At 68.2% G+C, this 22,725-nt stretch carries 19 protein-coding genes and 1 pseudogene; 5 read left to right on the forward strand and 15 right to left on the reverse strand.

Translation table 11 applies throughout. The annotated features are described in order from the left end of the window. Positions 1–22 precede the first annotated feature (22 nt). The 5 genes from ACYUED_RS36110 to ACYUED_RS36130 all read right to left on the reverse strand — a co-directional run bounded on the left by ACYUED_RS36110 (position 23) and on the right by ACYUED_RS36130 (position 7,749). The gene (locus ACYUED_RS36110) at positions 23–1,372 is read right to left on the reverse strand and encodes an aspartate aminotransferase family protein (protein WP_491288790.1); all 1,350 of its coding nucleotides are present in this window, start codon (positions 1,370–1,372) and stop codon (positions 23–25) included. Between the two features lie 261 nt (positions 1,373–1,633). After that, on the reverse strand, positions 1,634–2,095 hold the full coding sequence (locus ACYUED_RS36115; RefSeq protein WP_491288791.1) for an Lrp/AsnC family transcriptional regulator: 462 nt from the start codon (positions 2,093–2,095) through the stop codon (positions 1,634–1,636). A 687-nt stretch (positions 2,096–2,782) separates the two neighbouring features. Further along, positions 2,783–3,922, reverse strand: a complete 1,140-nt coding sequence (solA, locus tag ACYUED_RS36120; RefSeq protein WP_491288792.1) for an N-methyl-L-tryptophan oxidase — start codon at positions 3,920–3,922, stop codon at positions 2,783–2,785. A 386-nt stretch (positions 3,923–4,308) separates the two neighbouring features. Then, positions 4,309–4,548 (reverse strand): hypothetical protein, encoded by a 240-nt coding sequence (locus ACYUED_RS36125; protein WP_491288793.1) that lies wholly within the window; start codon positions 4,546–4,548, stop codon positions 4,309–4,311. Positions 4,549–4,722: 174 nt separating this feature from the next. Continuing rightward, entirely contained in the window at positions 4,723–7,749 is a 3,027-nt protein-coding gene (locus ACYUED_RS36130; RefSeq protein WP_491288794.1) for an aminotransferase class III-fold pyridoxal phosphate-dependent enzyme, read from the reverse strand. Positions 7,750–8,687: 938 nt separating this feature from the next. Between ACYUED_RS36130 and ACYUED_RS36135 the strand changes: the two genes are divergently transcribed. The 3 genes from ACYUED_RS36135 (at position 8,688) to ACYUED_RS36145 (ending at position 11,550) form a co-directional block, all read left to right on the forward strand. Continuing rightward, a complete protein-coding gene (locus ACYUED_RS36135) occupies positions 8,688–9,905 on the forward strand; it encodes a PucR family transcriptional regulator (protein ID WP_491288795.1) in 1,218 nt (405 codons plus the stop codon). Positions 9,906–10,508: 603 nt separating this feature from the next. Further along, positions 10,509–11,192: a haloacid dehalogenase type II gene (locus ACYUED_RS36140; protein ID WP_491288796.1), complete on the forward strand. Its 684-nt coding sequence runs from the start codon at positions 10,509–10,511 to the stop codon at positions 11,190–11,192. 178 nt (positions 11,193–11,370) lie between these two features. Continuing rightward, complete coding sequence (locus ACYUED_RS36145; RefSeq protein WP_491288797.1) at positions 11,371–11,550, forward strand: hypothetical protein; 180 nt, start codon at positions 11,371–11,373, stop codon at positions 11,548–11,550. Here the strand turns inward: ACYUED_RS36145 and ACYUED_RS36150 are convergent. From ACYUED_RS36150 to ACYUED_RS36190, 9 genes and pseudogenes are all read right to left on the reverse strand, one after another. Continuing rightward, positions 11,507–11,968 (reverse strand): Lrp/AsnC family transcriptional regulator, encoded by a 462-nt coding sequence (locus ACYUED_RS36150; RefSeq protein WP_491288798.1) that lies wholly within the window; start codon positions 11,966–11,968, stop codon positions 11,507–11,509. The genes ACYUED_RS36145 and ACYUED_RS36150 overlap by 44 nt on opposite strands. A gap of 357 nt (positions 11,969–12,325) precedes the next feature. Next, positions 12,326–14,041 (reverse strand): NAD-dependent succinate-semialdehyde dehydrogenase, encoded by a 1,716-nt coding sequence (locus ACYUED_RS36155; RefSeq protein WP_491288799.1) that lies wholly within the window; start codon positions 14,039–14,041, stop codon positions 12,326–12,328. Between the two features lie 36 nt (positions 14,042–14,077). Further along, positions 14,078–14,845, reverse strand: a complete 768-nt coding sequence (locus ACYUED_RS36160; RefSeq protein ID WP_491288800.1) for an amino acid ABC transporter ATP-binding protein — start codon at positions 14,843–14,845, stop codon at positions 14,078–14,080. Continuing rightward, complete coding sequence (locus ACYUED_RS36165) at positions 14,842–15,765, reverse strand: amino acid ABC transporter permease (RefSeq protein ID WP_491288801.1); 924 nt, start codon at positions 15,763–15,765, stop codon at positions 14,842–14,844. The genes ACYUED_RS36160 and ACYUED_RS36165 overlap by 4 nt, the downstream gene beginning before the upstream one ends. Positions 15,766–15,808: 43 nt before the next feature. Next, a complete protein-coding gene (locus ACYUED_RS36170) occupies positions 15,809–16,672 on the reverse strand; it encodes an ABC transporter substrate-binding protein (protein WP_491288802.1) in 864 nt (287 codons plus the stop codon). Between the two features lie 208 nt (positions 16,673–16,880). Continuing rightward, positions 16,881–17,005 (reverse strand): annotated as a pseudogene (locus ACYUED_RS36175) (transposase); the annotation flags it as partial. 212 nt (positions 17,006–17,217) lie between these two features. Beyond that, on the reverse strand, positions 17,218–17,952 hold the full coding sequence (locus ACYUED_RS36180; protein WP_491288803.1) for an SDR family NAD(P)-dependent oxidoreductase: 735 nt from the start codon (positions 17,950–17,952) through the stop codon (positions 17,218–17,220). Positions 17,953–18,024: 72 nt separating this feature from the next. Further along, the gene (locus tag ACYUED_RS36185) at positions 18,025–19,131 is read right to left on the reverse strand and encodes an alanine racemase (protein WP_491288804.1); all 1,107 of its coding nucleotides are present in this window, start codon (positions 19,129–19,131) and stop codon (positions 18,025–18,027) included. A 121-nt stretch (positions 19,132–19,252) separates the two neighbouring features. Further along, positions 19,253–19,738 (reverse strand): RidA family protein, encoded by a 486-nt coding sequence (locus ACYUED_RS36190; RefSeq protein WP_491288805.1) that lies wholly within the window; start codon positions 19,736–19,738, stop codon positions 19,253–19,255. 151 nt (positions 19,739–19,889) lie between these two features. On the opposite strand from ACYUED_RS36190, the gene ACYUED_RS36195 reads away from it, so the two are divergent. After that, positions 19,890–20,561, forward strand: a complete 672-nt coding sequence (locus tag ACYUED_RS36195; protein ID WP_491288806.1) for a site-specific integrase — start codon at positions 19,890–19,892, stop codon at positions 20,559–20,561. On the opposite strand, the gene ACYUED_RS36200 is transcribed toward ACYUED_RS36195, so the two are convergent. Beyond that, positions 20,504–21,565: a threonine aldolase family protein gene (locus tag ACYUED_RS36200; RefSeq protein ID WP_491288807.1), complete on the reverse strand. Its 1,062-nt coding sequence runs from the start codon at positions 21,563–21,565 to the stop codon at positions 20,504–20,506. The genes ACYUED_RS36195 and ACYUED_RS36200 overlap by 58 nt on opposite strands. Positions 21,566–21,773: 208 nt before the next feature. Here ACYUED_RS36200 and ACYUED_RS36205 point away from each other — a divergent pair, with 208 nt between their 5' ends. Then, positions 21,774–22,679: a LysR substrate-binding domain-containing protein gene (locus tag ACYUED_RS36205; RefSeq protein ID WP_491288808.1), complete on the forward strand. Its 906-nt coding sequence runs from the start codon at positions 21,774–21,776 to the stop codon at positions 22,677–22,679. Positions 22,680–22,725 lie beyond the last annotated feature (46 nt).

A 22,725-nucleotide genomic window follows, 5' to 3' on the forward strand; every position in this document is an offset into this window, starting at 1 on the left:
GGTCCCTTCGGCTTTCGGCCTGCTACAGGCGCATCTCGGCGATCTCCGCGAAGGTTTCGAGGAATCGCGTCACGTCGGCCGAGTCGAAGGCCAGCGGCGGTCGGATCTTGAGCACGTTGACCGCTTCCCCGCTGCCGCTGATGAGGACGCGGCGCTCGCGCATGTCGTTGATGAAGTGGTCAGCGCGGACACGATCGGGCTCCAGCGACTCCCGGTCCTTCACGAGTTCGATGCCCACGTACAGACCACTGCCGCGGACCTCCGCGACGTGGGGAGACTCGCGAGTGATCTCCTCAAGGCCGGCTCGAAGGGCCCGGCCGCTGTCGAGAGCTCGCTGCTGCACGTTCTCCGCTTCGAAGACGTCCAGAACCGCGGCACCGGCGGCAACCGCCATCGAACTGCCCGCAAAGGTGTTGAAGTAACGGACGTTCTGTCCGAACTCGTCGCACACCTCGGGCCTGAACACCACGCCGGAGATCGGCATGCCGTTGCCCATGGGCTTGCCCATCGTGACGATGTCCGGAAGCACCCCATGGCGGCTGAACCCCCACATCGACTCTCCGAGCCGAGCGAATCCCGACTGGACCTCGTCGGCGATGTACACGCCGCCCGCGGCGTGCACCTCCTCGACCATGTCGCGCAGGTAACCGACAGGATCGGTGAAGAGGCCATCGCTGGAGTGCGCACAGTCGGTGATCAGCGCCGCAAGCCTGTAGCCGTGGCGTTCGAGGTCGTTGATCGCGCCTCGCACCTGGCTTCGCATGTACTCGGGAAGCGATGAGCCCGGCGGGACGAGCCGCGGATCAGGAGCATCGATGAGCCGCACATTCGGCCCCAGCGGTGACCCCGCGCCGAGCGTCGGCGAGAAGCTCGCAACTTCGCGAGTGAGACCGTGGTAAGCCCAGCGAGTCACTACGATTCCCTCGCCACCCGTGTGGAAGCGAGCCACGCGCATGGCCAGGTCGTTCGCCTCCGAGCCGCTGCACGCGAAGCTCACCCTCGAGAGCGCTTCGGGCATGGTCGCAAGAAGGCGCTCGGCGTAGTCGACGAGTGATTCCTGCACATAGCGCGTGTTGGTGTTGACCGCCGCCATTTGGCGGGAGACAGCCTCGACAACGTGCGGGTGTGCGTGGCCGACGCATGGCACGTTGTTGTAGGCGTCAAGGTAGTCGTTGCCGTCCCGGTCGAACAGGTGAGCGCCTCGACCGGAGACGAACTCGACCGGCTCCCGGTAGTTCAGCGCGTATCCAGGGCCCAGCACGTCGTTTCGCCGCTTGACGGTGGACTGCAACCGCTCAGGCAGTTCACCGAGCGCTGCGGGGTCGAACCTATTGGGGTAGTTGGCCAATGCTCGACTCGGCGTGGAAGTCATCAGCAGGTCCCCTTCCTTTCGTAGCTTGCATCTCGTCGCGGCTGCTTCAGCGGCAGCTATCTTTTTGTTTCAGTTCCAGCCTGAAACTTACTCATCGCGGACGGGTGTGGCAACCCTGTGACGGCAGGGAGTGCCCGATGCAGCTGGCCAGGGGAACGGCCGCCGCCCGGATTGCGAAGGAGGCCCTCGCGACGGGACGAACGTGGCGGACGCAGTGGCCCAGGACGGATTGTTCGAACGGGGAAGACCCCACCGATCAGCTCACCCCGCTGCCGCCGGCCCCTGACCTCGTCGCGGGCGGTTGACGATGCTGGACAGGGTGAGCGCGGTGACCGTGTCCCGTACGCCGGGCATCTGGGCGATGTCCTCCCAGATGACTCGCACGCGTTCCAGCGAGGCCGCCTCCAGGCGCACCATGATGTCGAAGTCGCCGCTGAGGACCTCGCAGATGACGACCTCGGGGATGCGTTTGAGCGCGGCCAGGACGTCGCCGCCGCGCATGCGGTCCTGGCGGTGGACGAGGACCAGCGCCGAGACGACATCGCCGGTGTCGTCGCCGGCGCGGACGATGGTGTACCCGGCGATATGGCCCTGGCGCTCCAGCCGTTCGATGCGCTGGCGCACCGCATTGCGGGACAGCAGCACCTTGCCGGCCAGCTCGGAGTGCGAGATGCGGCCGTTGCTGGTCAGCTCGGCGATGATCTTCACGTCAATGGTGTCCACAGCAAACCGTCCCCTTCGTGAATCAGCCGAGGTTGCAACCCTCACGGCAAGCGGGGGCCGCAGATCATGAGGCAGCACGGCCACGTCAACCGCCCAGCCCCCTGCTATTCCGCAAGGGAAGAGTCTCCGGCGCGTTCCGGCTCGGCCCGGGCCGACGCTTTGGAAGGCTGTCTTCCCGGCTTTCGGTGTCTGGCTCACTTCGGCGAGATCACCCGAAGCTGCGTGCGCCGCGCAGGCCAGGGCACAGACGTCGGTGACGGTCTGGACCGTGCTGGTATCGAAGCCGCCGCCGGCGGCACAGGCGCGGAGTCGACCCGGCTGGACGGCGAACTTGACCTGGGCGCCGGAAGCGAGGTCGTGGCGGCGCGCCTTCAGCAGGCTGTTGTCGAGGCAGATGCCGGTGTGCTTGTCGGTGTGCTGTTCGATGCGGCCAGCAGGAAGGTGGCCGCGCCCAGGAAGTCCGCCACGATGGGAGTCTTCGGCCGCTCGAACAGCTCCCGGGGGTGTCGAACCGCTCGATCAGCCCATTGTGCATGACCGCGACGCGGTCGGACATGACCAGTGCGCGTCTACCTGATGGTGAGTCACCCAGATGACCATCAGGTCGAGTTCCTGCCTCATGGAAGTGGGGCATGGCGATCAGCGCAGCGGGCCGATGGCCAGGGTCATGTCTTTCCTCGTTCGGGCTCAGGCCGCGGTGCGGCCGTTGGTGGTGATGAAGTCGATCGGCTGGGAGGTGCGGCCCTGGAGGGCGAGGTCCGCGGCGATGTCACCCATCGCGGGCGAGAGCTTGAAGCCCTGACCGGAGAAACCGGCCAGCAGGACGATGTCGTCGCAGCCCGGCAGGTGGCCGACCAGCGGCCGGGTACTGCTGGTGTAGCCCTCCATGAAGACGGACAGGCGCACCGGGTCGGGGTTCAGGCCGGGCAGGTGGCGCCGCACCACCGTGGTGAAGGCCTCCAGTTCCTCCGGTGCGACGGTCCGGTCCAGGCGGTTCGGGTCGTCCACGGGCTTGTGGTGGGGCTGGGGCAGGCCGAGCTTGACGGACAGGCCGTCCGGGGAGGGGATGCCGTAGAAGGGGGTGTCGCCGCAGCGGATGAAGGCGGGACGCTCGGCGTCTGCCGGGTGGTCCTCGTGGGGCAGGAACCAGGCGCTGATCGCGCGGTAGACGCTCACGTCCCACGGCAGGTCAGGCAGCAGGTCGCCCACCCACGGGCCGGGGGTGACGACCGCGGCGTCGAAGTGCTCCGTCTCGGTGTCAGTGCGGATCTCCACACCTCCGCCGGCGACGGGAATTACTTCCCGCACGGGGGTGTAGCGGCGGATGTGGGCCCCCAGCTCCTCGGCGCGCCGGGCCGCGGTCTGGACCGTCAGCTCGGGGCGGATGAAGCCCGCGTGGGAATCGAGGATCACCAGGTCGCCGTCGTCGACGCGGAACTGCGGGAAACGCTTCGTCATCGCCTCGGCGTCGATCACCTCGTGGTCGAGGCCGTGCTCGGCGATGCCGTCCATGACGGTACGCATCTCGGGGTCGTCGGCCGGCCCCATGACCAGGGCTCCGGTCAGCCGGCGCAGTTCCCGCCCGGTCTCCTCCTGCAACTGCTTCCAGAGGGCGTCGGCATGCCGGACGAGTGGCACATAGCGGCTGTCGTGGGTCTGCACGCTGCGGAAGACCCGGGTCTCGCCGCCTGCGGCGCTGCGGTCGTGGCCGGGGGCGAAGCGGTCGTAGCCGACGACCTCGGCGCCGCGGGCCGCCAGCCGCCAGGCGGCCTGACTGCCCATCGTTCCGACGCCGACCACCGCGACGCGCTTCCTGGCAGCTGACACGGAACTTTCCCTTCGTATCGCCGAGGCGCATGCTGGGCCTTCGACGGGAGGAGGCTTGATGGTGACTGGGAGGAGATGCACCCTTTGGGCCTGACGCTCTCATTCGCCCCGAGGTCGGGGATCCATGACCTCTCGGATCCTTACGTCGTCGTGCCACAGTGTGGAATATCGTGCTGGTATCTGGCACAGAGGATGGCAGTGGCTTAGGGGGGAGTCAAGAGGTCCAGCGGACGGCCGTGTGACTCGACCTCTTCCCGCCCGCGACCTTGCTCGGTCCTCATGCACCGGAGGATGCCGCTTCATCCCGGACGGCGAAGCGGTGACCACTCCCGCACTTACGGGGCGTTTCGCGCCGCTTCCTTCTGGGTTCGCGGGGGCGGCTCTTGCTACAGACCCAATACGGGGGCCAGTTGGGATCGGAGGGTGCCGGCGTGGGGTTGCAGGGAGCCGTCGAAAGCGGCGGATTTGATGGTGAAGGCGTCGGCTCCGGCTGATGCGAGCGCCTGTGCGACGACCGCACCGTCACCGACTGCTTCGAGGTCCTCGACACCATCGAGGACCTCGGCATCACCCACATCGGATTCAAAGACATCGGTGTCGACCCCGAGACCCTCGCCAAGCTTCACACCCGCATCAAGAACATGGGCGCCACCACCTGCCGCCCTGAAGGGCGAGGCCCGCGGCGACACCGCCCATGGCAGGTGAGACCTTGAAGTCCTGGCCGGAGAGGCCGGCCCGCGGGGCACTTCTCGCTTTCGCGAGCCACTCTCGTTCACTGCCTCAATAGACGGTTGCCCGTCTCAGGGCTGAAGGGCCGAGCGCAGTTCGGGCAGGGTCAGGACCTCGTCCAGCGCGTCGACGTAGAGATCCACGTGCTCGCGGCGGAAGGTCATGGGCGGTTTGATCTTCAGTACGTTGTCGTGCACGCCGTTGGGGAACACGATGACGCCTCGCTCCTTCATGAGCTCGGTGACCATGAAGGCCTGCTCAGTGGCCGGCGCCTTGGTGGTGCGGTTGCGGACCAGTTCGACGCCGAGGTAGAGCCCTTCCGCCCGCACGTCACCGATGAGCGGTTGGCGCTGCTGGAGCTCGCGCAGGGACTGGGCGAAGTACCCGCCCACGCTCACGGCGTTCTCCCTCAGCCCATCCTGCTCGACGATGTCGAGCACGGCCTCGCCGATCGCGCAGGAGACCGGGTTGCCGCCGAAGGTGTTGAAGTACTTCATGCCCGTGTCGAACGCGTCGGCGATCTCCCGAGTCGTGACCACCGCCGCGAGGGGATGCCCGTTCCCGAGCGGCTTGCCCATCGTGACGATGTCCGGGACCACCCCCTGGAGCTCGAACCCCCACCAGGGCCCGAGTCGTCCGACGCCGACCTGGACCTCGTCGGAGATGCACAGGGCGCCCGCCCGCCTGGCAGCGGTGAACACGCCATCGAGGTAGCCCTCGGGGAACACGATGTTCCCGCCCGATCCCATCAGGGACTCGGCGATGAAGGCGGCCGGGGGTCGGCCGTCGGCCGCGATCCGCTCGATGACAGCCGCGGCGTCGCGCGCGTACTTGACTCCGGCGTCCGTGTCGTCGTACCCGTAGGTGCCGCGGTAGCGGTCCGGGATGACGACCTCGTGGGTGGTCGGGGGTGCACCGGCGCCGCCGGGACCCTTGTAACGGTTCGGGCTGATCCCGGTCACCACGCCGGTGTTCCCGTGGTACGCGCCGTCGATGTTGACGATGTGCTGACGACCTGTCACCTGGCGGGCGATCCGCAGCGCCAGGTCGTTTGCCTCGCTGCCGGTGCACACGAGGAAGACGACCTCGAGCGGGTCGGGCAGGGTGGCTACCAGCTTCTGTACGTAACTGGCGATCTGCGGGTAGACGAAACGGCTGTTGGTGTTGAGCTTGCGCATCTGTCGGGTGGCGGCGGCCGTCACGCGTGGCTCGGCATGGCCGACGTGGGTGACGTTGTTCAGCGAGTCCAGATAGGCCAGGCCGTCCTCGTCGTGGAACCACACGTCCCGCCCACGCACAAGGTTCATCGGGTTGCGGTAGTAGTTGCGCTGGGAGCGAGCGATGTGGCGACGGCGCACCGAGACGACGTCGTCAATGGTGGGGACCGCGGACGAGGACTCGGTGAACCCGAGGAGCCGGGCGGGGTCGGGTGACAGGTGGCTCCACACCTGCCGTTCCGAAGGCGGCACGACACGAGGCGGCGGCCACGTGGCCATCCGCGCGGTGCGGTGGACCTGCACCTGGACGCAGGGCCCGAGTGGGTCCGTCTCCTCGCTCGCGCCGGCGCGTCCCAACGGCGCCCCGGCCGGGACTGTCGCCGCAACGGGCGGCGAGTCGTCGAGTCCCCACCAGCACGTCCAGAACTCCAGCCCCTCGACCGCATGTCGCAGCACCAACGGCATCCCGGCGCCACCGCGGGCTTCGACGACACCGGACAGCGGGCTGGAAACCTCCTCGGCATCGGCCACGATCAGCAAGCCGCCGACCTGAACCGTCGCCGGCTCGTCGGCTCCCGGGCGGCGCCGGCCCCCCAGAAGCAGCGATGCGCTGAGGTGGGGCACGTAGCCCCGTCGCCGTCGTCCGTCGAGGACGTTGTCGATGCTCGCGCGCACCGCCCTCGCGTCGCGCCAGTCGACTTCGTCGTAGAGGTCACTTGCCGGTCGCAGGTCGAGCAGTTGCGGGGCCGGTGCGTACGGGGAACCGTCTCGGGCCGCCTCTGCCAGGACCTCTTCCAAACTCCGCTGCTCCCGCGTCCGGGGGAGCCCACACGCGGCCCGGAACATCGCCTCGGCGACGTCGGGGCAGATCTCGGCCACCTGCGCGATGGCCGGCCAGGTGTGTTGCATGCGGGTCTGCCCGTATGGCGTGTCGCTCTCGGCGACCCGGCGCGTCCACGTCACGGCGTTCATGCACAGCCGGGCGGTTGCCAACGGATAGACAGCCGCCAGTTCCTCTGCCGTGAGGGGGAGCACCGAGTGGAAGCCGGCCACGACTTCGGCCGCCGCAGCGAGCGGGTCGGCCTTGCGGACCATGGCGTAGCCCGCCGCGATCGCCACCTCTGCCGCGCGCACACTGTAGAGCGAGTCGCCCAGGTCGACGATGCCTGAGATCCGCAGCACCCCGTCCTCGTCGGCGTCGGCCAGAACGTTGGCGTCATTGAGATCCTGGTGTACGACGCTCCGCGGCAGTCGGTCCAATGTCGGCAGGAGCTCGTCGTACCAGCCCATGATCGTGCGCACCGACTCCCGCCGGTCCGCGTCCTGTACAGCGTGCAGCGACGCCTCGACGATCTCAGCGGCCCGGCGCATGTCCCAGTCATGCGGTTCCAAGCCCACCGGTGGCTCCATGCTGGAGAGTCCGAGGCTCAGCCGCCCGGCTGCTTCTCCCAACTGACGCAGAAGCGCCGCGGGGTGGTCGTCGAGTTCCGCCAGGACCCGGCCCCCGATCCAGCTCATCACGCGGACCACGTGCGTTCGGCCCTCGTGGACGACGTCGGCGAGGCACTTCCCCTCGCGTGTCGGGACCAGTCGTGGCACCGGAAGGTCGGGAACGGTGGCGGCGAGATGCTGGAGGAGCGAGTTCTGCCAGAGGACGTCGGCCGAGTGCGGCTCCGCGCGGGTGACCCGTACGAAGTAACGCATGCCGTCATCGCCGGTGATCCGGACGTTCTGGTCGATCTCTCCTCCCAGTGGGTGCTGGACGTATCCCTCGAGTCCGTAGGACTGCCGCAGCACGTGATCGAGGAGCGAGCCCGGCAGTTGGCCGGTGTGACCGGGGATGGTCGTTCCGTCCTGGCCGGTGGTGGTCGCTGAGGTCATCGGTGCGTTCTCTCTCTCGTCGTCAGGTCGCTCATCACTCACCGCGGGCCTGCGCCACGACGCTCAGGTCGTGGCCGGCCCCCCGCCGCCACCCGTGTCGGACCCTTGCCCGACGCTGATAGCCGGCTCCCGGACGGTCCGATCGATGCGGTTCCTGGGAGGAGGCGGGCAGGGCTGCCGCGGCTGTGTCTCGATCGCTTCACGGGCTGCGCAGACCTCGGCCAAGTCGACGACCAACAGGTCCAGGGCGGACTCCCCGTCTGGTACTTCCCCTCGATGCCCCACTCCGACGGCCGCGGGGGCCCGGGCCAGGACGCTCTCCCACACCGGGTCGGCGATCAGGTCCGAGGCGGGCCGTCCGTCACAGGCGGAGCGCTCATCGAGACCGGTCATCAGATCACGCGGCGGTGGTCATGGCGTCCCAGGTGACGTTGGAGGCGAGCACCCCGCGCAGCGCCTCGGTGGGCTCCATCGGTGTCCTCATGGTCCTCGACCCTCGCGCCTTGAGCTCGGCGACGTCTCCGGGGGAGTCCTGGGTGATCTCGATCCCGCTCTGCCTGGCGAACCGGTTGGCTCGGCCGCCTTGGCCATCGCCTCCTGGTGGGCTCCGTAGCGGAAGGCTGACACTGAGCTGAGGAACGCGGCGCCCCTCAGCAGCGCCTGGTCAAGGTGACGGACCGGGGATCAGGTGCTTACGGAAGTGCCATAGCTGCTCCAAGTGCGTGGTCATGTCGCGAGTTCTCTCCAGCCCGAGGTGATGCGTCAGTGAAACACCGCGGAGAATCCGGCAACAAGGGACGCGAGGCCGCGACATCGACCCCGTATTTTGTGCCTGTGCACAATTACTGCCAGGGAGCCCCACCGGCATGCCAGCGGCATTACCCGCAGACGGCCCAGGATCCGTCCGGTGACGGCTGTCGTCGGGAGAGGCGGTCCTCATGAGCGGCCCGGGACGCCGTCAGGGCGGGGCCCGCCACGACGCCGTGCAGGCGATCGCGCGCCGGCTCCTCGAGGAACGGCTGGACGAACTGACCTCTCGTGCTCTCGAACAACTGGAAGCCGAGGAGCCCGCCTATGCGTCGGGGGACTGGGACCCGGTCCAGAAACGGGAGGGGATGCGACGAACCCTCGAGCTCGCCCTGACCCGGCTGGCCGGCGGTCCCGTGCCCCGGACGGTCTCGCGCGCCACCGAGGACGTGGGACGCGAGCGAGCGGAGCAGGCGTTTCCCCTGACCGCTCTGATGCACTCCTTCCAGCTGGACCTCAGGACCCTGTGGGAGGCCGTGCTCGCAGAGGGGCGAGCGCGTGGCATCAGCGCCGATCCCGACTTCCTCGACGGGTTGATCCGCGTCTGGGAGGCGACGGACGCCAACAGCGTCGAGGTCGTCGACGCCTACCGCCGCACCGAGCGCGACCTGGCGAGCCGTCGTACGGAGGTGCGCAACCGCGCCTTCAGCCGCCTGGTCCTGGAAGGGGAGCAGGATCCCTCCACCGTCGCCGAGGCCTCGACGTTGCTGGGCTTCTCCGAGAACGTCGCCCTGACCGTGGTCGTGGTCGAATCCGTTCCTACCGGGGACCCGGCTGTGTCCCAGGTCGACGATGCGCTGCGTCGGGGCGGCCTGGTACGTCACTTCGGATGGATGGGCGACGAGCTCCTCGGCATCATCGGTCACGGACGGTGCGACGAAGAGGCCATGCTTGCCATGCTCCGGCCGTTCGCCCCGTGGCGCTGCGGCGTCGCGGAAGTCCCCGGGCTGGCGCTGACGGCGCGGGGCATCCGGTTCGCACGTGCCGCGATCCGCAGCTCCGCGCAGCCCGGAGTGCGGCACGTGGAGGGCCACTGGATCGGGGCGATCATGTCGGCGCAGGAGGAGCTCACCGGCGCGATGGCCACCGGCGTGCTGCGCCCACTGCTCGAGCTGCGCGACCGCGACAGCATCGTCGAGACCCTGCGTTGGTACCTCGACCTGGGCTCGGTCGCCGAGGTGGCCGCACGCACCTACCGTCACCGGAACACGGTGGGCAATCGCCTGCAGGCTGCGGAAGAGGCGACCGGGCTGAAGCTGTCCCGACCGAACGACGCCGCCCGGCTGGTCCTCGCCCTGGCTTGGCTGGAGACGGACGCGGGCGCCCGCTTCCGGGCGACGATGTCCTGATCCACCGATCGCTGGACGGGTCGAGGCAACCGGCCGGGGCCGCGACCGAGAGAGCTGGAGCCAAAGCGTGGCGGTCAGAGGCCACATGCCCTTCATGAGGACGGCAGCCTGGGCGGCCGACAGCCCGGTCACGCCGCCGGGCAGCAGCGCCAAGCGGCCGCAGTTCGCGCCGGAGCCGCTCGGGGTGCCTCTCAGAGGCCCATCCGGTTCGGGCGGAACTGCATCGGATCCCTGACAGGACATTGTGCACAGGCACAAAATACGCGGTCGATCTCGCGGCCTCACGTCCCTTGTTGCCGGATTCTCCGCGGTGCTTCACTGACGCATCACCTCGAGCCGGAGAGAGGCTCACCGCATCGGAGCGGTGGTGACGCTGCCGCCGACTACCTGATCAGCATTCGCCGTCCCCGGCCTGTCCGGGGGCTCGTCCTCCAGCGGCGGCCCCTCGGGCACCCCCTCAGCTCCCATGCCCCCTAAACAGGTCGCCGCCCCAACGCCTCGGCAGCCTCCTGAACCCCCGATGCGGCGACCTGGCCGCACTCGACGAGATCGTGACTCCCGGTGAACAGGGTGTCCCATATGTCCGGAAAAAGGTTGAACACTATGCGTCAGATCGTCACCTTCGATGCCTACGGCACCCTGGTCGACTTCCAGCTCGGCCCCACCACCCTGAAGGTCCTGGCCGACCGGCTGGACCTGGACCGACTGAACGTCGACGAGTTCCTCGACGACTTCCGCATCATGCGGTTCCACGCCGTCCTGGAGGCATACCGCCCCTTCCACGAGGTGCTGCCCTCCAGCCTGGAGATAGCCATGCGTCTGCACGGCCTGGAGTACCGGCACTCCGACGGCGAGGCCCTGGTCGCGGCCGTGCCCACCTTCGGCCCCCACCCCGAGGTCCCGGCCGCCCTGCAGGCGCTGAAGTCCCGGTACGAGATCGCCATCATCTCCAACACGGACGACGACCTCATCGCCCAGAACCTGGCCAACATCGGCGTCGAGTTCGACCATGTCATCACCGCCCAGCAGGCCAAGGCGTACAAGCCGTCCCGGCAGACCTTCGAGTACGCCTTCCAGGCCATGGGCATCGACCCCGCCCAGGTCATCCACGTCGCCCAGGGCTGGGAGTACGACCTCATCCCCACCCGCGACCTCGGCCTCGCTCGCCGCGTATGGATCAACCGCTACGGTCACAACGGCTCCATCGGCGCCCGCGGCAGCGCCGACTACCAGCCCTTCGACGAGCTGCCCGACCTGTCCGGCCTTCCGGCCCTGCTCGGCTGCTGAAGCCGGGACCCGGACAACACACCCCTGGACGACCAGGAAGATCCGAGGACGTACGTCGTGAAGCAGATCCCCTACTGACTCGACACAGGTCCTGCCTTCCCCGACCGGACCGGCAAGCCCCTGCCCGAGCAGGCGGACCTGGTGGTCATCGGCGGCGGCCTCACAGCCGGTGGGCTCGGTGACCGCCCTGACCTCCCACACCGGCTGTGCGGCGACGGCCTGGACCGTGACAGAGGCGGCACTGGCCACCGGGGCGGACGTGGTGGACCTGATGGCACAGCGCGGGCTGCCGGACGGGGCAAGGGCCTTGGCGCTCACCTCGGTGCCGTTGAACTCCGCACTCCTCGCGGGCGGTTGACGACACTGGACAGGGCGAGCGCGGTGACCGTGTCCCGTACGCCGGGCATCTGGGCGATGTCCTCCCAGATGACTCGCACGCGTTCCAGCGAGGCCGCCTCCAGGCGCACCATGATGTCGAAGTCGCCGCTGAGGATCTCGCAGATGACGACCTCGGGGATGCGTTTGAGCGCGGCCAGGACGTCGCCGCCGCGCATGCGGTCACGGCGGTGGACGAGGACCAGCGCCGAGACGACATTGCCGGTGTCGTCGCCGGCGCGCACGATGGTGTACCCGGCGATGTGGCCCTGGCGCTCCAGCCGTTCGATGCGCTGACGCACCGCATTGCGGGACAGCAGCACCTTGCCGGCCAGGTCGGAGTGCGAGATGCGGCCGTTGCGAGTCAGCTCGGCGATGATCTCCTCGTCGATGGCGTCCATGGTCGACCGTCTCCTTCATAAAGTCGGTGGAGATGGCAGCCCCCACGGCACGCGGATCGCGGGTGCCATGGATTCCTGCGGAGCATGGTCCGTGGTGGTTGCTGATCAGGCTCAGGATCTGCCCGGCCCGGGACCAGAGGCGGCAGCGCAAGCCTGTGTCGAGCCTCTGGACGCCGGGCGTGGCTGTGCACGTTCGCGTGTACGCCGACAAGGGGTGTCAGCTCGGTGGGGAAGAACCGAGGCTCCCCACCGGGCTGTCGTGGCTGCATCACACCCGAGACGGTGCCCAGCTTCGATGCCCTTGCCCGCGCTGCCAGGCCAGGACGCGGGCGAGCTCTGCGCTTGGGTCCGGCTTGCTCAGGTGTGGAAGCCGGGCATGGACAGGTACTTGAGCTGCTGGTACTCGTGGAGGCCTTCGGGCCCGCCCTCGCGGCCCAGGCCGGACTGCTTGATCCCGCCGAAGGGTGCCGCGACGTCGGAGACCAGACCGCGGTTGATGCCGACCATTCCGGCCTGCAGACGGGCGGCGACCCTGCGGGCGCGGTCGATGTGGGAGGTCATCAGGTACGCCGCGAGGCCGTGCTCGGTGTTGTTGGCCGCCGCTATGGCCTCGGCCTCGGTGGAGAACCGGTGGATGGCGGCGACGGGTCCGAAGACTTCCTCGTGCATGATCGCGGCGTCGGCGGGGACGTGGTCCAGCACGGTCGGGGCGGTGTAGTAGCCCGGCCCGCTCGGGATGTCCGCCTCGGCGATGACAACGGCACCACGGGCCACGGCGTCCTCGACGAGGTGGCGGACCTTGTCCACCGCCCGGCGGTCGGCCAGTGGACCAAGCCCGGTGTCCTCCCGGTCCGGGGGGCCCACTCGGACAGCGGCCATCCGTTCGGCCATCGCCGCGGCGAACGCGTCGGCGATTCCCCCCTGGACCAGGAACCGGTTGGCGCCCACACAGGACTGGCCGCCCAGCCGCATCTTCGCGATCATCGCTTCGTGAACCGCGAGGTCGAGGTCGGCGTCGTCGAAGACCAGGAACGGCGCGTTGCCGCCCAGCTCCATCGAGGTGCGCAGCACCCGCGCACCGCTCTGCTGAAGCAGCAGCCTGCCGACCGGGGTGGACCCGGTGAACGACAGCTTGCGCAGCCGAGGGTCGGACAGTAGTGCGGTGGTGACCGCTGCCGCGTCGCTGCTGGTGATCACGGTCAGGACGCCTTCCGGTGTGCCGGCCTCACGAGCCACCTCGCCCAGAGCCAGGGACGACAACGGGGTGAGCGCGGCCGGTTTGAGCACGGCGGTGCAACCGGCGGCCAGGGCGGCGGCGACCTTGCGGGCGGCCATGGCCAGCGGCACGTTCCACGGAGTGATCAACAGGCAGGGCCCGACCGGTTCGGCGACGGTGACGATGTGACTCCTTCCGTCGGGGGAGGGGGTGCTGCGCGCGTGCGGGCGGACCGCCTCCTCGGCGTACCAGCGGAAATAGGCTGCGGCGTAATCGACCTCGCCCCGGGCCTCTGTGATCGTCTTGCCGATCTCCAGTGTGATGGTCCGGGCCAGACGTTCACGGTGTTCGATCATGGAGTCGGTGAGCCGGTGCAGGACACTCGCGCGGTCCCGCGGGCTGGTGAGAGCCCACTGGTCGGCGGCCGCGGCCGCCGCGTCCAGTGCACTCAACGCGTCCTGTGGGCCGCAGTCGGCGACGGTGGCTATGACTTCTTCGGTAGAGGGGTTGCGCACCTCGAAGGTGCGGCCGCCGGTGGCGGGTTGCCAGTCGTGGGCGAGGAAGCCACGGGGGACGGACTCCAGGACGGCCGACTGCCATGAAGGAGCGGTGAGCATGTCAGTCATGCGCATGACCCTTTCGCTGATCAAAGGTTTGCCACGGGAGAACTGGGTGTCGGGTGGTGATATGGGGTCGCCTCCGGGGGCGACCCCGACGGTGTTTTCGACGGAGAACAGGGCGTCTTGGCGTCCGTTGCCGAGCGAGGTCAGGAGCTTGACGAGCGTGTTGTTCTCGCCGATCCACTCCGTGCCGGGCTGCTGGGCTGCGGGTGGCCCTCCGCCGCTCCGCCAGGCCATGGCCGATGAATCGTTGCCGTGTGTCTGTGTGGGCGTCTAGAGCACTCTTTCGAGGAAGGCCTGGGTGCGTTTCTCGCGTGGGTTGGCCAGTAGTTCGCGGGCGTCGCCGCGTTCGACGGCGATGCCGTCGTCCATGAACAGCACTTCGTCGGCGACCTCGCGGGCGAAGCCCATCTCGTGGGTGACGAGGAGCATGGTCATGCCGTTGCCGGCGAGGTCGCGCATGACTTCGAGTACTTCGCCGACGCGTTCGGGGTCCAGGGCGCTGGTGGGTTCGTCGAACAGCATGATGGTGGGTTCCATGGCCAGCGCGCGGGCGATGGCCACGCGTTGCTGCTGGCCGCCGGAGAGCTGGGCGGGGTACTTGTGGCCGCATCCCTTGAGGCCGACCCTGGCCAGCAGTTCTTGCGCCCGTTCCCGGCAGGCGGTGCGGTTCTTCTTCTGCACCAGGACCGGTCCGGCCATGACGTTGCTCTCGGCGGTCATGTTGGGGAACAGGTTGAACTGCTGGAACACCATGCCGATGCGGGCGCGCTGTTCGGCCAGGTGCTTGGGGCGGACGGCGTGGTAGGCGTCGCCCTTCTCGACGTAGCCGAAGTCCTCCCCGTTGACCTTCAGGACACCGCGGTCGACGGTCTCCAGGCCGTTCACACACCGCAGCAGGGTCGATTTACCGGATCCGCTGGGGCCGATGATGCAGGAGATCTCCCCGGCCGCGACGGTCAGGTCGATGTCATGCAGGACCTGGTGACGTCCGAAGCTCTTGCACAGTTTGCGTGCGACGATCGTTCCGTCCGGGTTCACAGCAGGGACTCCCTCGTGGTGGCAACGGGCGCCGGCTGGCCGGTCCCGGGCTCGGCCGCGGTGGCGGCCGGGATCAGCCGCGTCCTGGTCGAGCGGGAGAATCGGCGCTCGATCATGGACTGCGGCACGCTCAGTACCAGCGTCATGATCAGGTACCAGCAGCTGGCCACGATCAGCAGCGGGATGGTCTGGTAGGTGCGGGCGTAGATGGCCTGTGCGCTCTGCAGCAGGTCGGCGACGCCGAGCACGCTGACCAGGGAGGTCTCCTTGAGCATCCCGATCACCTGGTTGCCGGTGGCCGGGATGATCGCGGGCATGGTCTGCGGGATGATCACATGCCGGAGCTTGGTGAAGCCCGACATGCCCAGGGACTCCGCGGCCTCGTGCTGTCCGCGGCTGACCGAGGCGAACCCGCCGCGGATGATCTCGGACATGTAGGCGGCCTGGTTCAGGGTGAGGCCCACGACGGCCGCGGTCAGCGGGGTCATGATCGCGTTCACGTTCACCGGCGTGGAGATGTGCGTGAACGGGATACCGATGGACAGGTGCGGGTAGAGCGCCGCGATGTTGAACCAGAAGATCAACTGCACGAGGACCGGGGTGCCGCGGAAGAAGGTGATGTAGAGCTGGGCCAGCCCCGAAATGGGCCGCTGGTGCGACATGCGCATCACGGCCAGCAGCAGCCCGAGCACGGTGGCCAGCGCCATGCTGACCACGGTGAGGAGGAGTGTGATCAGCAGGCCGTTGAGGATGGTCTGGGTGGTGAAGTAGCTGAACACCACCGGCCAGCGATAGTTCTCGTTCGTCACCGCGGTCCACACCAGGCCGGCGACGATCGCGATCGCGACGGCCCAGGCGACGTAGTCGCGCGGACGTTTCGGCGTGATCCGCCTCTTTTCCTCGGCCAGTAGTTGTGACACCGGTCGGCTCCTGGTCTTCGTATCGATCATTTCCGTCGACATGTCAGTCCTGCGGGACGGCCATGGCCGCGGTCTTGATCCCGAGGTCGTTGAAACCCCAGCGGCCCAGCGCCTTCGCGTACTGGGGGCTGTCGATGATCGACTGGATGGCGGCCTTCACCGCGGGAGTCAGCGCCGAGTCCTTCTTCAGCGCGACGGCCACGGTCTTGGTCGCCACCAGGGGCTTGAGGACCTCGAACGTCTTGGGCTGCTGTGTGGCGGCCCACTGCAGCCCGGTGAAGTCGTTCATCACCGCGTCGATCCGCTTGGACACCAGCTGGGTGAGAGCGTCGTTCAGGCTGGGCAGGGTCACCGCCTTGATGGCCGGCTTGCCCTTGCCCGTACAGTCCTGCTTGGACAGCAGGGGCAGCCACTGCAGCTCCGCGGTACTGCCGGACTGCACAGCGACACGGTGCCCGCACAGCGTGTGGGTGGTCAGCTTCTGCGGATTCCCGTAGGGGACGGACACCCCGGTGCCGGCCTTGAAGTAGTCGACCATGTCGAGCACCTTCAGCCGCTCCCTGGTGGCGCCCATGGTGGAGGCGGTGAAGTCGTACCGGTCGGCCTGCAGGCCGGTGATGATGGTGTCGAACTTGACGTTGTTGATCTGCAGCTTCAGGCCGAGCTTGGCGGCGATCAGCCGGGAGAAGTCCGGGTTGAACCCGATCGGGGTCTTGTTGTCCGACGCCATGAACGTGGTGGGCGGGCTGGTCAGGTCCATGGGCACCGAGAGCGTGCCCCTGGCCTTCACCGCCGCGGGCAGCAGCTTCACCGCCGCCGCATCCGGCTTCACACCCACCGAGATGTCATCGGTGTGCTCACCCGACGAGCCCGAACCCCCGCCCTGCGCCGTACTCCTCGCCCCCACACTCTGCGCGGTGCCACCCGCCCCACACGCAGCAAGCGAGAGGGCCAAAGCCGTCGTGACAATCGGAACGCTCAAGAATCTGCTGACACGCATGGATGTGCTCCTTATCGAGAGGAAAGCGCGCTGACGGATATCCAGGGACATGTGGGACGCTCTGTGCGGGGACTTTGCCTCGCAGGTGCCGGAGGCGGGATCGTGCAGGGCGGCGGACCGAAGTCCCCGACGTCCTTGTTGTCGGGGCGACGCCGACTGGAAGGTCAGGTGAGCGGCGGTGGGGAAGCTGGAGCCGTCGCAGGCGGTGACCATCAGGGTGGCGAAGGTCTTCAGCACGACGCGTTGCGGTGGCGTCCAGGTGGCTGGGGCGGCGAGGGTGCGGTGCTCGGCACGGACGCACTGTGGGTGGTGCAGTTCGAGTGCGGCGATCGGGGCATCCGCTCGACTCGTGGTCGTTCGGTCATGCCGCAATCGGCGGTCGCCGGAGGTAGAAGGCGGGACGGAGAACAGGCCGTTCAGTCCAATGCTGGTGGTGATGCCCAGCAGGGTGTTCAGAAAGCGGTGTACCCGCCGTCGACGGTCAGCACCGATCCGGTCACGTACGACGACTCCGATGATGCGAAGAAAAGCACCGCGTCGGCGACCTCTTCGGGGGTGGCGAGGCGTTGGAGCGGGATCGAGCTCTCGCGCTCGCGGCGGTAGGCCTCGGGGTCGGGCCTGCGCTGGAACGCCGCTTCGATGATCGGGGTGGCGGTCAGACCCGGAGCGACGACGTTGACACGGATGTTGCGCGGGGCCCATTCGATCGCCGCGCCCTTGGCCAGCATGATGAGGCCTCCCTTGGCAGCGGAATACAAGACCTGCCCGGCCATGCCGACCATGCCCAGCCGTGAACTGACGCAGACGAACGATCCCCCTGTCTCGGGCATCAGCGGCGCGAAGTGCTTCATCACCAGGAACGCGCTGAGCAGGTTGCTCTCGAGCACATTCTTCGCGTCGTCGCAGGCCATCTCGGTGAGCGGACTGACAGCCTGCAAACCGTGGTTGAGGACAACGACGTCGACGGTGCCGAAGGACTCGGCGGCCTGCTTGGCCAGGCTCTCGACGAACGCCTCGTCGTTGAGGTCTCCGGGAACGTACAGGTCGTCGGGCTCGGCGCTGTCGAGCCGCTCCCTGCGGCCGGTGAGCAGCAGCCGCCCGCCCTCCCGGCGGAAGTGGGAACTCACCGCCTGCCCTATGCCACTGCTGGCGCCTGTCACCAGGGCCGTGACGTTGTCGAGTCTCATGTCAGGCACTCCTTTACGGGGGATGTCGGTGGGGTCGCGGGTCGGGTACGAGGGTCCCGTCGCCGGCGCCGGTCAGTTGAGGAATCCGCGGGCGTCGACCGGCCACCGCTCCAGCGACGTGCCCGTACTGTCGGTGACGATCAGTTCCTCGAAACCGAGGACGACCGGGCACACGTGGTTCGGCACCACGGGGACGACGGTGCCGACGCCGGGACGGAAGTCGCCGTCCGGCAACGGGAGGAACCCGTGGTACTCGTTGACCTTGGACAGGACCGCCTTCGTGCCGGCGATGCCGCCGTAGCCGATCTCGGGGCTTCCTTCTTTGCTGAGGGCCTTGTTGCCCACATCGACGATGACCTGGTCGGGGACCCAGTCGCTGACCACGGTGCCGGCGACGAACAGCGCGATCTGGTCCTCCGTGCAGGAGCCCAGCCGGGCGTTGTTCAGATCGCCGAAGACGTACTCGCCGGGACGGATCTCGGTGATCATGCCGCTCGTGGAGAACTCGAGGGTGGGAGTGGAGCCGGCGCTGACCACCTCTGCGGCGATCCCGACACCTTCGAGGCTGCGTACCGCGGTGGTGAGCGCGGCCTCCTGGTCCTGCGCGGCGCTCCGGCGGGCGTCCCGACCGGTGCAGCCGTGACCGGGATAGGTGAAGACGCCCACCGGCACCAGACCGCGCTTGCGGGCGGCGAGCGCGAGGTCGCCCGCGAACTCGGGCGGTGCCCCGGAACGACGGGCGCCGCAGTCGATTTCGATCACGACCTGCAGGCGGTCCGGTTCATCTCCCATCGCGTCGGCGAGGGCCTCGATCGCCGCGACGTTGTCGACGCCGACCCGCAGCCGGGCCGACTCGGCGAGCTTGCGGATCCGGGGCTTCTTCGATCCCGCGGCCCAGATCGGGTAGGCGAGGAAGATGTCGTCGAACCCGGCCGCGGCGAAGACCTCGGCCTCACCGACGTTTCCCGCAGTGATCCCGACCGCGCCGGCCTCGATCTGGCGTCGCCCGATCTCCACGCACTTGTGCGTCTTGACGTGTGGCCTGACCTTGAGGTTGTGCTGGTCGGCGAAGCCCTGGATGCGATCGATGTTGCCCTGCATGACGTCGACCAGCACGATCGGCGCGGGGGTGTCGATCCGCTCGACCAGAGCGTCGAGCGCTCGTTGCAACCGGTTCACACTGCTCTCCTTGTGGTTCTGCCTGGAATGATCGGGGGCGCGGGTGCTGACGCCCCTGGATGCCGAACGCGCGCGGCGCGCGATATCTCGCGCACTTGGGTACACCGCCGTCGGGCCCGCCCTACACAGCGGTGCAGACCATCTGGATCTCGACCGGACTGTTGAGGGGTAGCCCGGCGACACCGATCGCGGTGCGGGCGTGCCGTCCGTTCTCGCCCAGTACCTCGATGAGCAGTTCACTGGCCGCGTTGGCGACGTTCGACTGCTGACCGAAGTCCGGCGTGCTGGCCACGAAGACCAGCATCTGCACGACCCGGACCCGGTCCAGATCGCCCACCGCCTGCACGGCGGCGGCGAGGCAGTTGAGCGCGGCATGACGCGCGAGCTCCCGCGCCGTCTCCAGCTCCACGTCGCGGCCGACAACACCTTGACCCAGCAACCAACCCTCCCTGTAAGGCAGTTGGCCCGAGATGTGGATACTGGAGTCCACCGTCCGGTGGTGCACGTAGTACGGGTTGTCACGGAGCTCGGGAAGGGCCAGACCCAGGGCCCGGAGCCGATCGGGAGCCGAGTCGGTGTTCGCTGCCGAAGCCATGGACTGGCTCATCAAGCCACCTCCTCGGACGGAGCTGGGCACGTACCAACGCGGTTGGTTACGAGAACCTGCATCGCATGAATCCTGATCATCTGTACTCGGTTCTCCTCGCGAGTAACAGCGGCGACATAGCGCCGTATGGTGGCCTAAAATCGCCAGCCTATTGTCGTTTGTCGACCATATGGCTGCCCGTCGAGGACTGTCAATACGAAACTTCAACCTCGAATCCGGCCTCGGAACACCATGTGCGGCTGGACCCGACGCCGCGGGAAGCGACGGGTCGACGCCGTGCCGTGAGGGCGGCGAAGTCGGCGTGGGCCTGGGCGCCGCGCGGGCGGCGACCGGTCGGACGGGTGCGCTGGCGGTGTTCTTCCAGTTCCTTGAGCTGCGGCACAAGGTCGAGCTGCACAGCCTCACCGGCCGTGTGGTCGAATGCCCGCTGGACGAGATGAACCGGCCGCGGGCCCCGGTGGAACCGCAGCTGCGGATCCCGCCCCGTGAAGCGGAGATCGAGGCGCTGTTCGCCGGGTGGCGTGAGGAGCTGGTGACCTGCCGCAAATTCGGCCCGGCCGCCCGCAATCATGCGGTGGCCCGGCTGTCGGCGGATGTGGGCCCGCGGATCAACGAGGCACGGATGCTCGACCTGGACGACGTCAGGTGGGCGCTGCGCCGCTTCGGCAAGCTCAACGTCCAACACGGCAAAGGTTCCCGCGGACGCGGGCCGGAGCCGCGGCCGTCGCGCGCTGAGCAAGCCGCCTGGCCGGCTCCGGCTGGTGGTCAGCGGGTGTGGCGGCGGACCGCGTTCAGGAGCTGGTCGATGTCTTCGGGGTTGTGAGAGAAGGAGGTGACGAGGCGGACGATGCCCGGCGCCCAGCGGTCGTGGTAGAAGGTGTAGCCCTCCGCGAGAAGCCCTTTGGTTGTCTGCTGGGGCAGGCGGCAGAAGAGGATGTTGGCCTGCGGGCTGCTGAGGAGTTCGGTGCCGGGGATGGCCTTGAGACCGTCGCCGAGCCGGGCGGCCATCGTGTTGGCCTGGCGGGCGTTACGCAGCCACAGACCGTCGGTGAGGTAGGCGTCGAGCTGGACTGTGTGAAAGCGCATCTTGGAGGCGAGCTGGCCGGCACGCTTGGCACGGAAGGTGAGTTCGGTGGCCAATGCCGGATCGAAAGAGACGATGGCGTCCGCGGTCATCGCGCCGTTCTTGGTAGCCCCGAAGGACAGCACGTCGATGCCGGCCTCCCAGGTCATCTCGGCCGGGGTGACGCCGAGGTGATCCAGGGCGTTGGCGAAGCGGGCGCCGTCCATGTGGACGCGCAGTCCTGCGTCCTTGGCGATGACGGCCAGACGGCGGATCTCGTCGAGGGTGTAGACGCTGCCGCTCTCCGTGGCCTGGCTGATGCTCACCACGGACGGCTGCACACTGTGAACGTCACCGGCCTTGTGGCGCACCGCCTCGCGGAGCGCGTCGGGGTCGACCTTGCTGTCGTCGCCGGGAACCGTGACGAGTTTGGCGCCGCCTGTGAAGAACTCCGGCGCACCGCACTCGTCGATGTTGATGTGACTGTTCGGGTGGCACAGCACGCTGCCCCAGGGTGGGGTCAGGGCGGCCAGGCCCAGGCAGTTCGCGGCGGTTCCGGTGGAGACCGGGAAGACCTCGACGTCACGTTCGAAGATCTCGCTCAACCTGTGGCGGACGCTGCCGGTGAAGAGGTCGTCGCCGTAGGACAGGGCATACCCGGCCGCCGCCGCGGCGACGGCCTGCGCTATTTCGGGCGAGGCGCCCGCAATGTTGTCGCTGATGAAGGACCGATTGGAGGGGATGACGTCGGTGCTGGTGCTCATGGGTGAGGCTCCTTGGCTCAGATGCTGACGGGGGAGGCGAAGACGACGGTGATGTCCACTGACAGCTGGAACCCCAGACCGGCGCGACCCGGAGGGAGCACCGCGTCGGTGCGGCGGGCGACATGCATGCGCCCACACTGCCTCGCAGGCATATTGAAGGCCACAAGCAACGTCTAAATCCAAGATGTAGCAGCGCTACACTTTCCATATGGATGAACGGCAGCTGCGGATCCTGCGCGAACTGGGAGACCTCGGCAGCGTCAGCGCGGTCGCCGAAGCGCTACACGTGACGCCTTCCGCGATCTCGCAGCAGCTGCGGCTGCTGCAGCGCGCAATTCCCCTACCGCTCACCGAACGCGCTGGACGCCGATTGGTACTGACCGACGCCGGGCAGGCTCTGGCGGCCGCTGCCATCAAGGTCGAGACAGCCCTGGCCCAAGCCCGGCACACCGTCACCGACTTCGCCGAGAAGCCTGACGGCACCGTCTCGCTGGCCGCATTCCACAGCGCGGCGTCCGCGTTCTTCCCGATCCTGCTGCGCAGCCACGCCGACCCCGGACAACCCCGCCTGGCGCTCACGGACGAGGACGTCGCCCAGGACCGCGTCCCGGCCCTTACCTGTCACTACGATCTCGTGCTCGCCCACCGTTTCGATCACGGTCCTCCGTGGCCACGCACAGTGACCTCCACCACGTTGCTGAGCGAGCCCATCGACGTCGCCCTGCCGCCTGGCCATGTGCTGGCGTCCAAGCCGCTGCTTACGCCGCGGGACGTGGCGGATCAGCCGTGGATCACGGTGCACGACGGCTTCCCGCTGATGTCCATCATCGAAGCCATCGCGAGCGTCGCGAACAGTCGGCTCGACATCGTCCACCGCATCAACGAATTCGCGGTGGTCGCCGAGGCCGTCGCCGCCGGCGGCGGGCTCGCGCTGCTGCCCCGTTGGACCGCTCGGCCGCACCCCGACGTCGTCCTCAAGCCGCTCGGCGGAGTACATGCTCGACGCGACATCGACGTCCTCCACCGGCCCGAGCGCACCGCCCGAAAGGCTGTCCGCACCGTCCTTGCCGAGTTGCACCGTGCCGCCGCACGGATCCAGGGCCGCGACCGCTGAGTTGCGCCAACCGCGACCGTGTCCGTTGGCACACGTCGAGGAACAG

Source organism: Streptomyces sp. DF42, assembly GCF_058267695.1.

Bases quoted from the DNA above. Each gene is read 5' to 3' on its own strand.
- ACYUED_RS36110 (WP_491288790.1), bottom strand. From the start codon at position 1,372: ATGACTTCCACGCCGAGTCGAGCATTGGCCAACTACCCCAATAGGTTC.
- ACYUED_RS36130 (WP_491288794.1), bottom strand. From the start codon at position 7,749: ATGACCTCAGCGACCACCACCGGCCAGGACGGAACGACCATCCCCGGT.
- ACYUED_RS36135 (WP_491288795.1), top strand. From the start codon at position 8,688: ATGAGCGGCCCGGGACGCCGTCAGGGCGGGGCCCGCCACGACGCCGTG.
- ACYUED_RS36140 (WP_491288796.1), top strand. From the start codon at position 10,509: ATGCGTCAGATCGTCACCTTCGATGCCTACGGCACCCTGGTCGACTTC.
- ACYUED_RS36150 (WP_491288798.1), bottom strand. From the start codon at position 11,968: ATGGACGCCATCGACGAGGAGATCATCGCCGAGCTGACTCGCAACGGC.
- ACYUED_RS36155 (WP_491288799.1), bottom strand. From the start codon at position 14,041: ATGGCCTGGCGGAGCGGCGGAGGGCCACCCGCAGCCCAGCAGCCCGGC.
- ACYUED_RS36180 (WP_491288803.1), bottom strand. From the start codon at position 17,952: ATGAGACTCGACAACGTCACGGCCCTGGTGACAGGCGCCAGCAGTGGC.
- ACYUED_RS36190 (WP_491288805.1), bottom strand. From the start codon at position 19,738: ATGAGCCAGTCCATGGCTTCGGCAGCGAACACCGACTCGGCTCCCGAT.
- ACYUED_RS36200 (WP_491288807.1), bottom strand. From the start codon at position 21,565: ATGAGCACCAGCACCGACGTCATCCCCTCCAATCGGTCCTTCATCAGC.
- ACYUED_RS36205 (WP_491288808.1), top strand. From the start codon at position 21,774: ATGGATGAACGGCAGCTGCGGATCCTGCGCGAACTGGGAGACCTCGGC.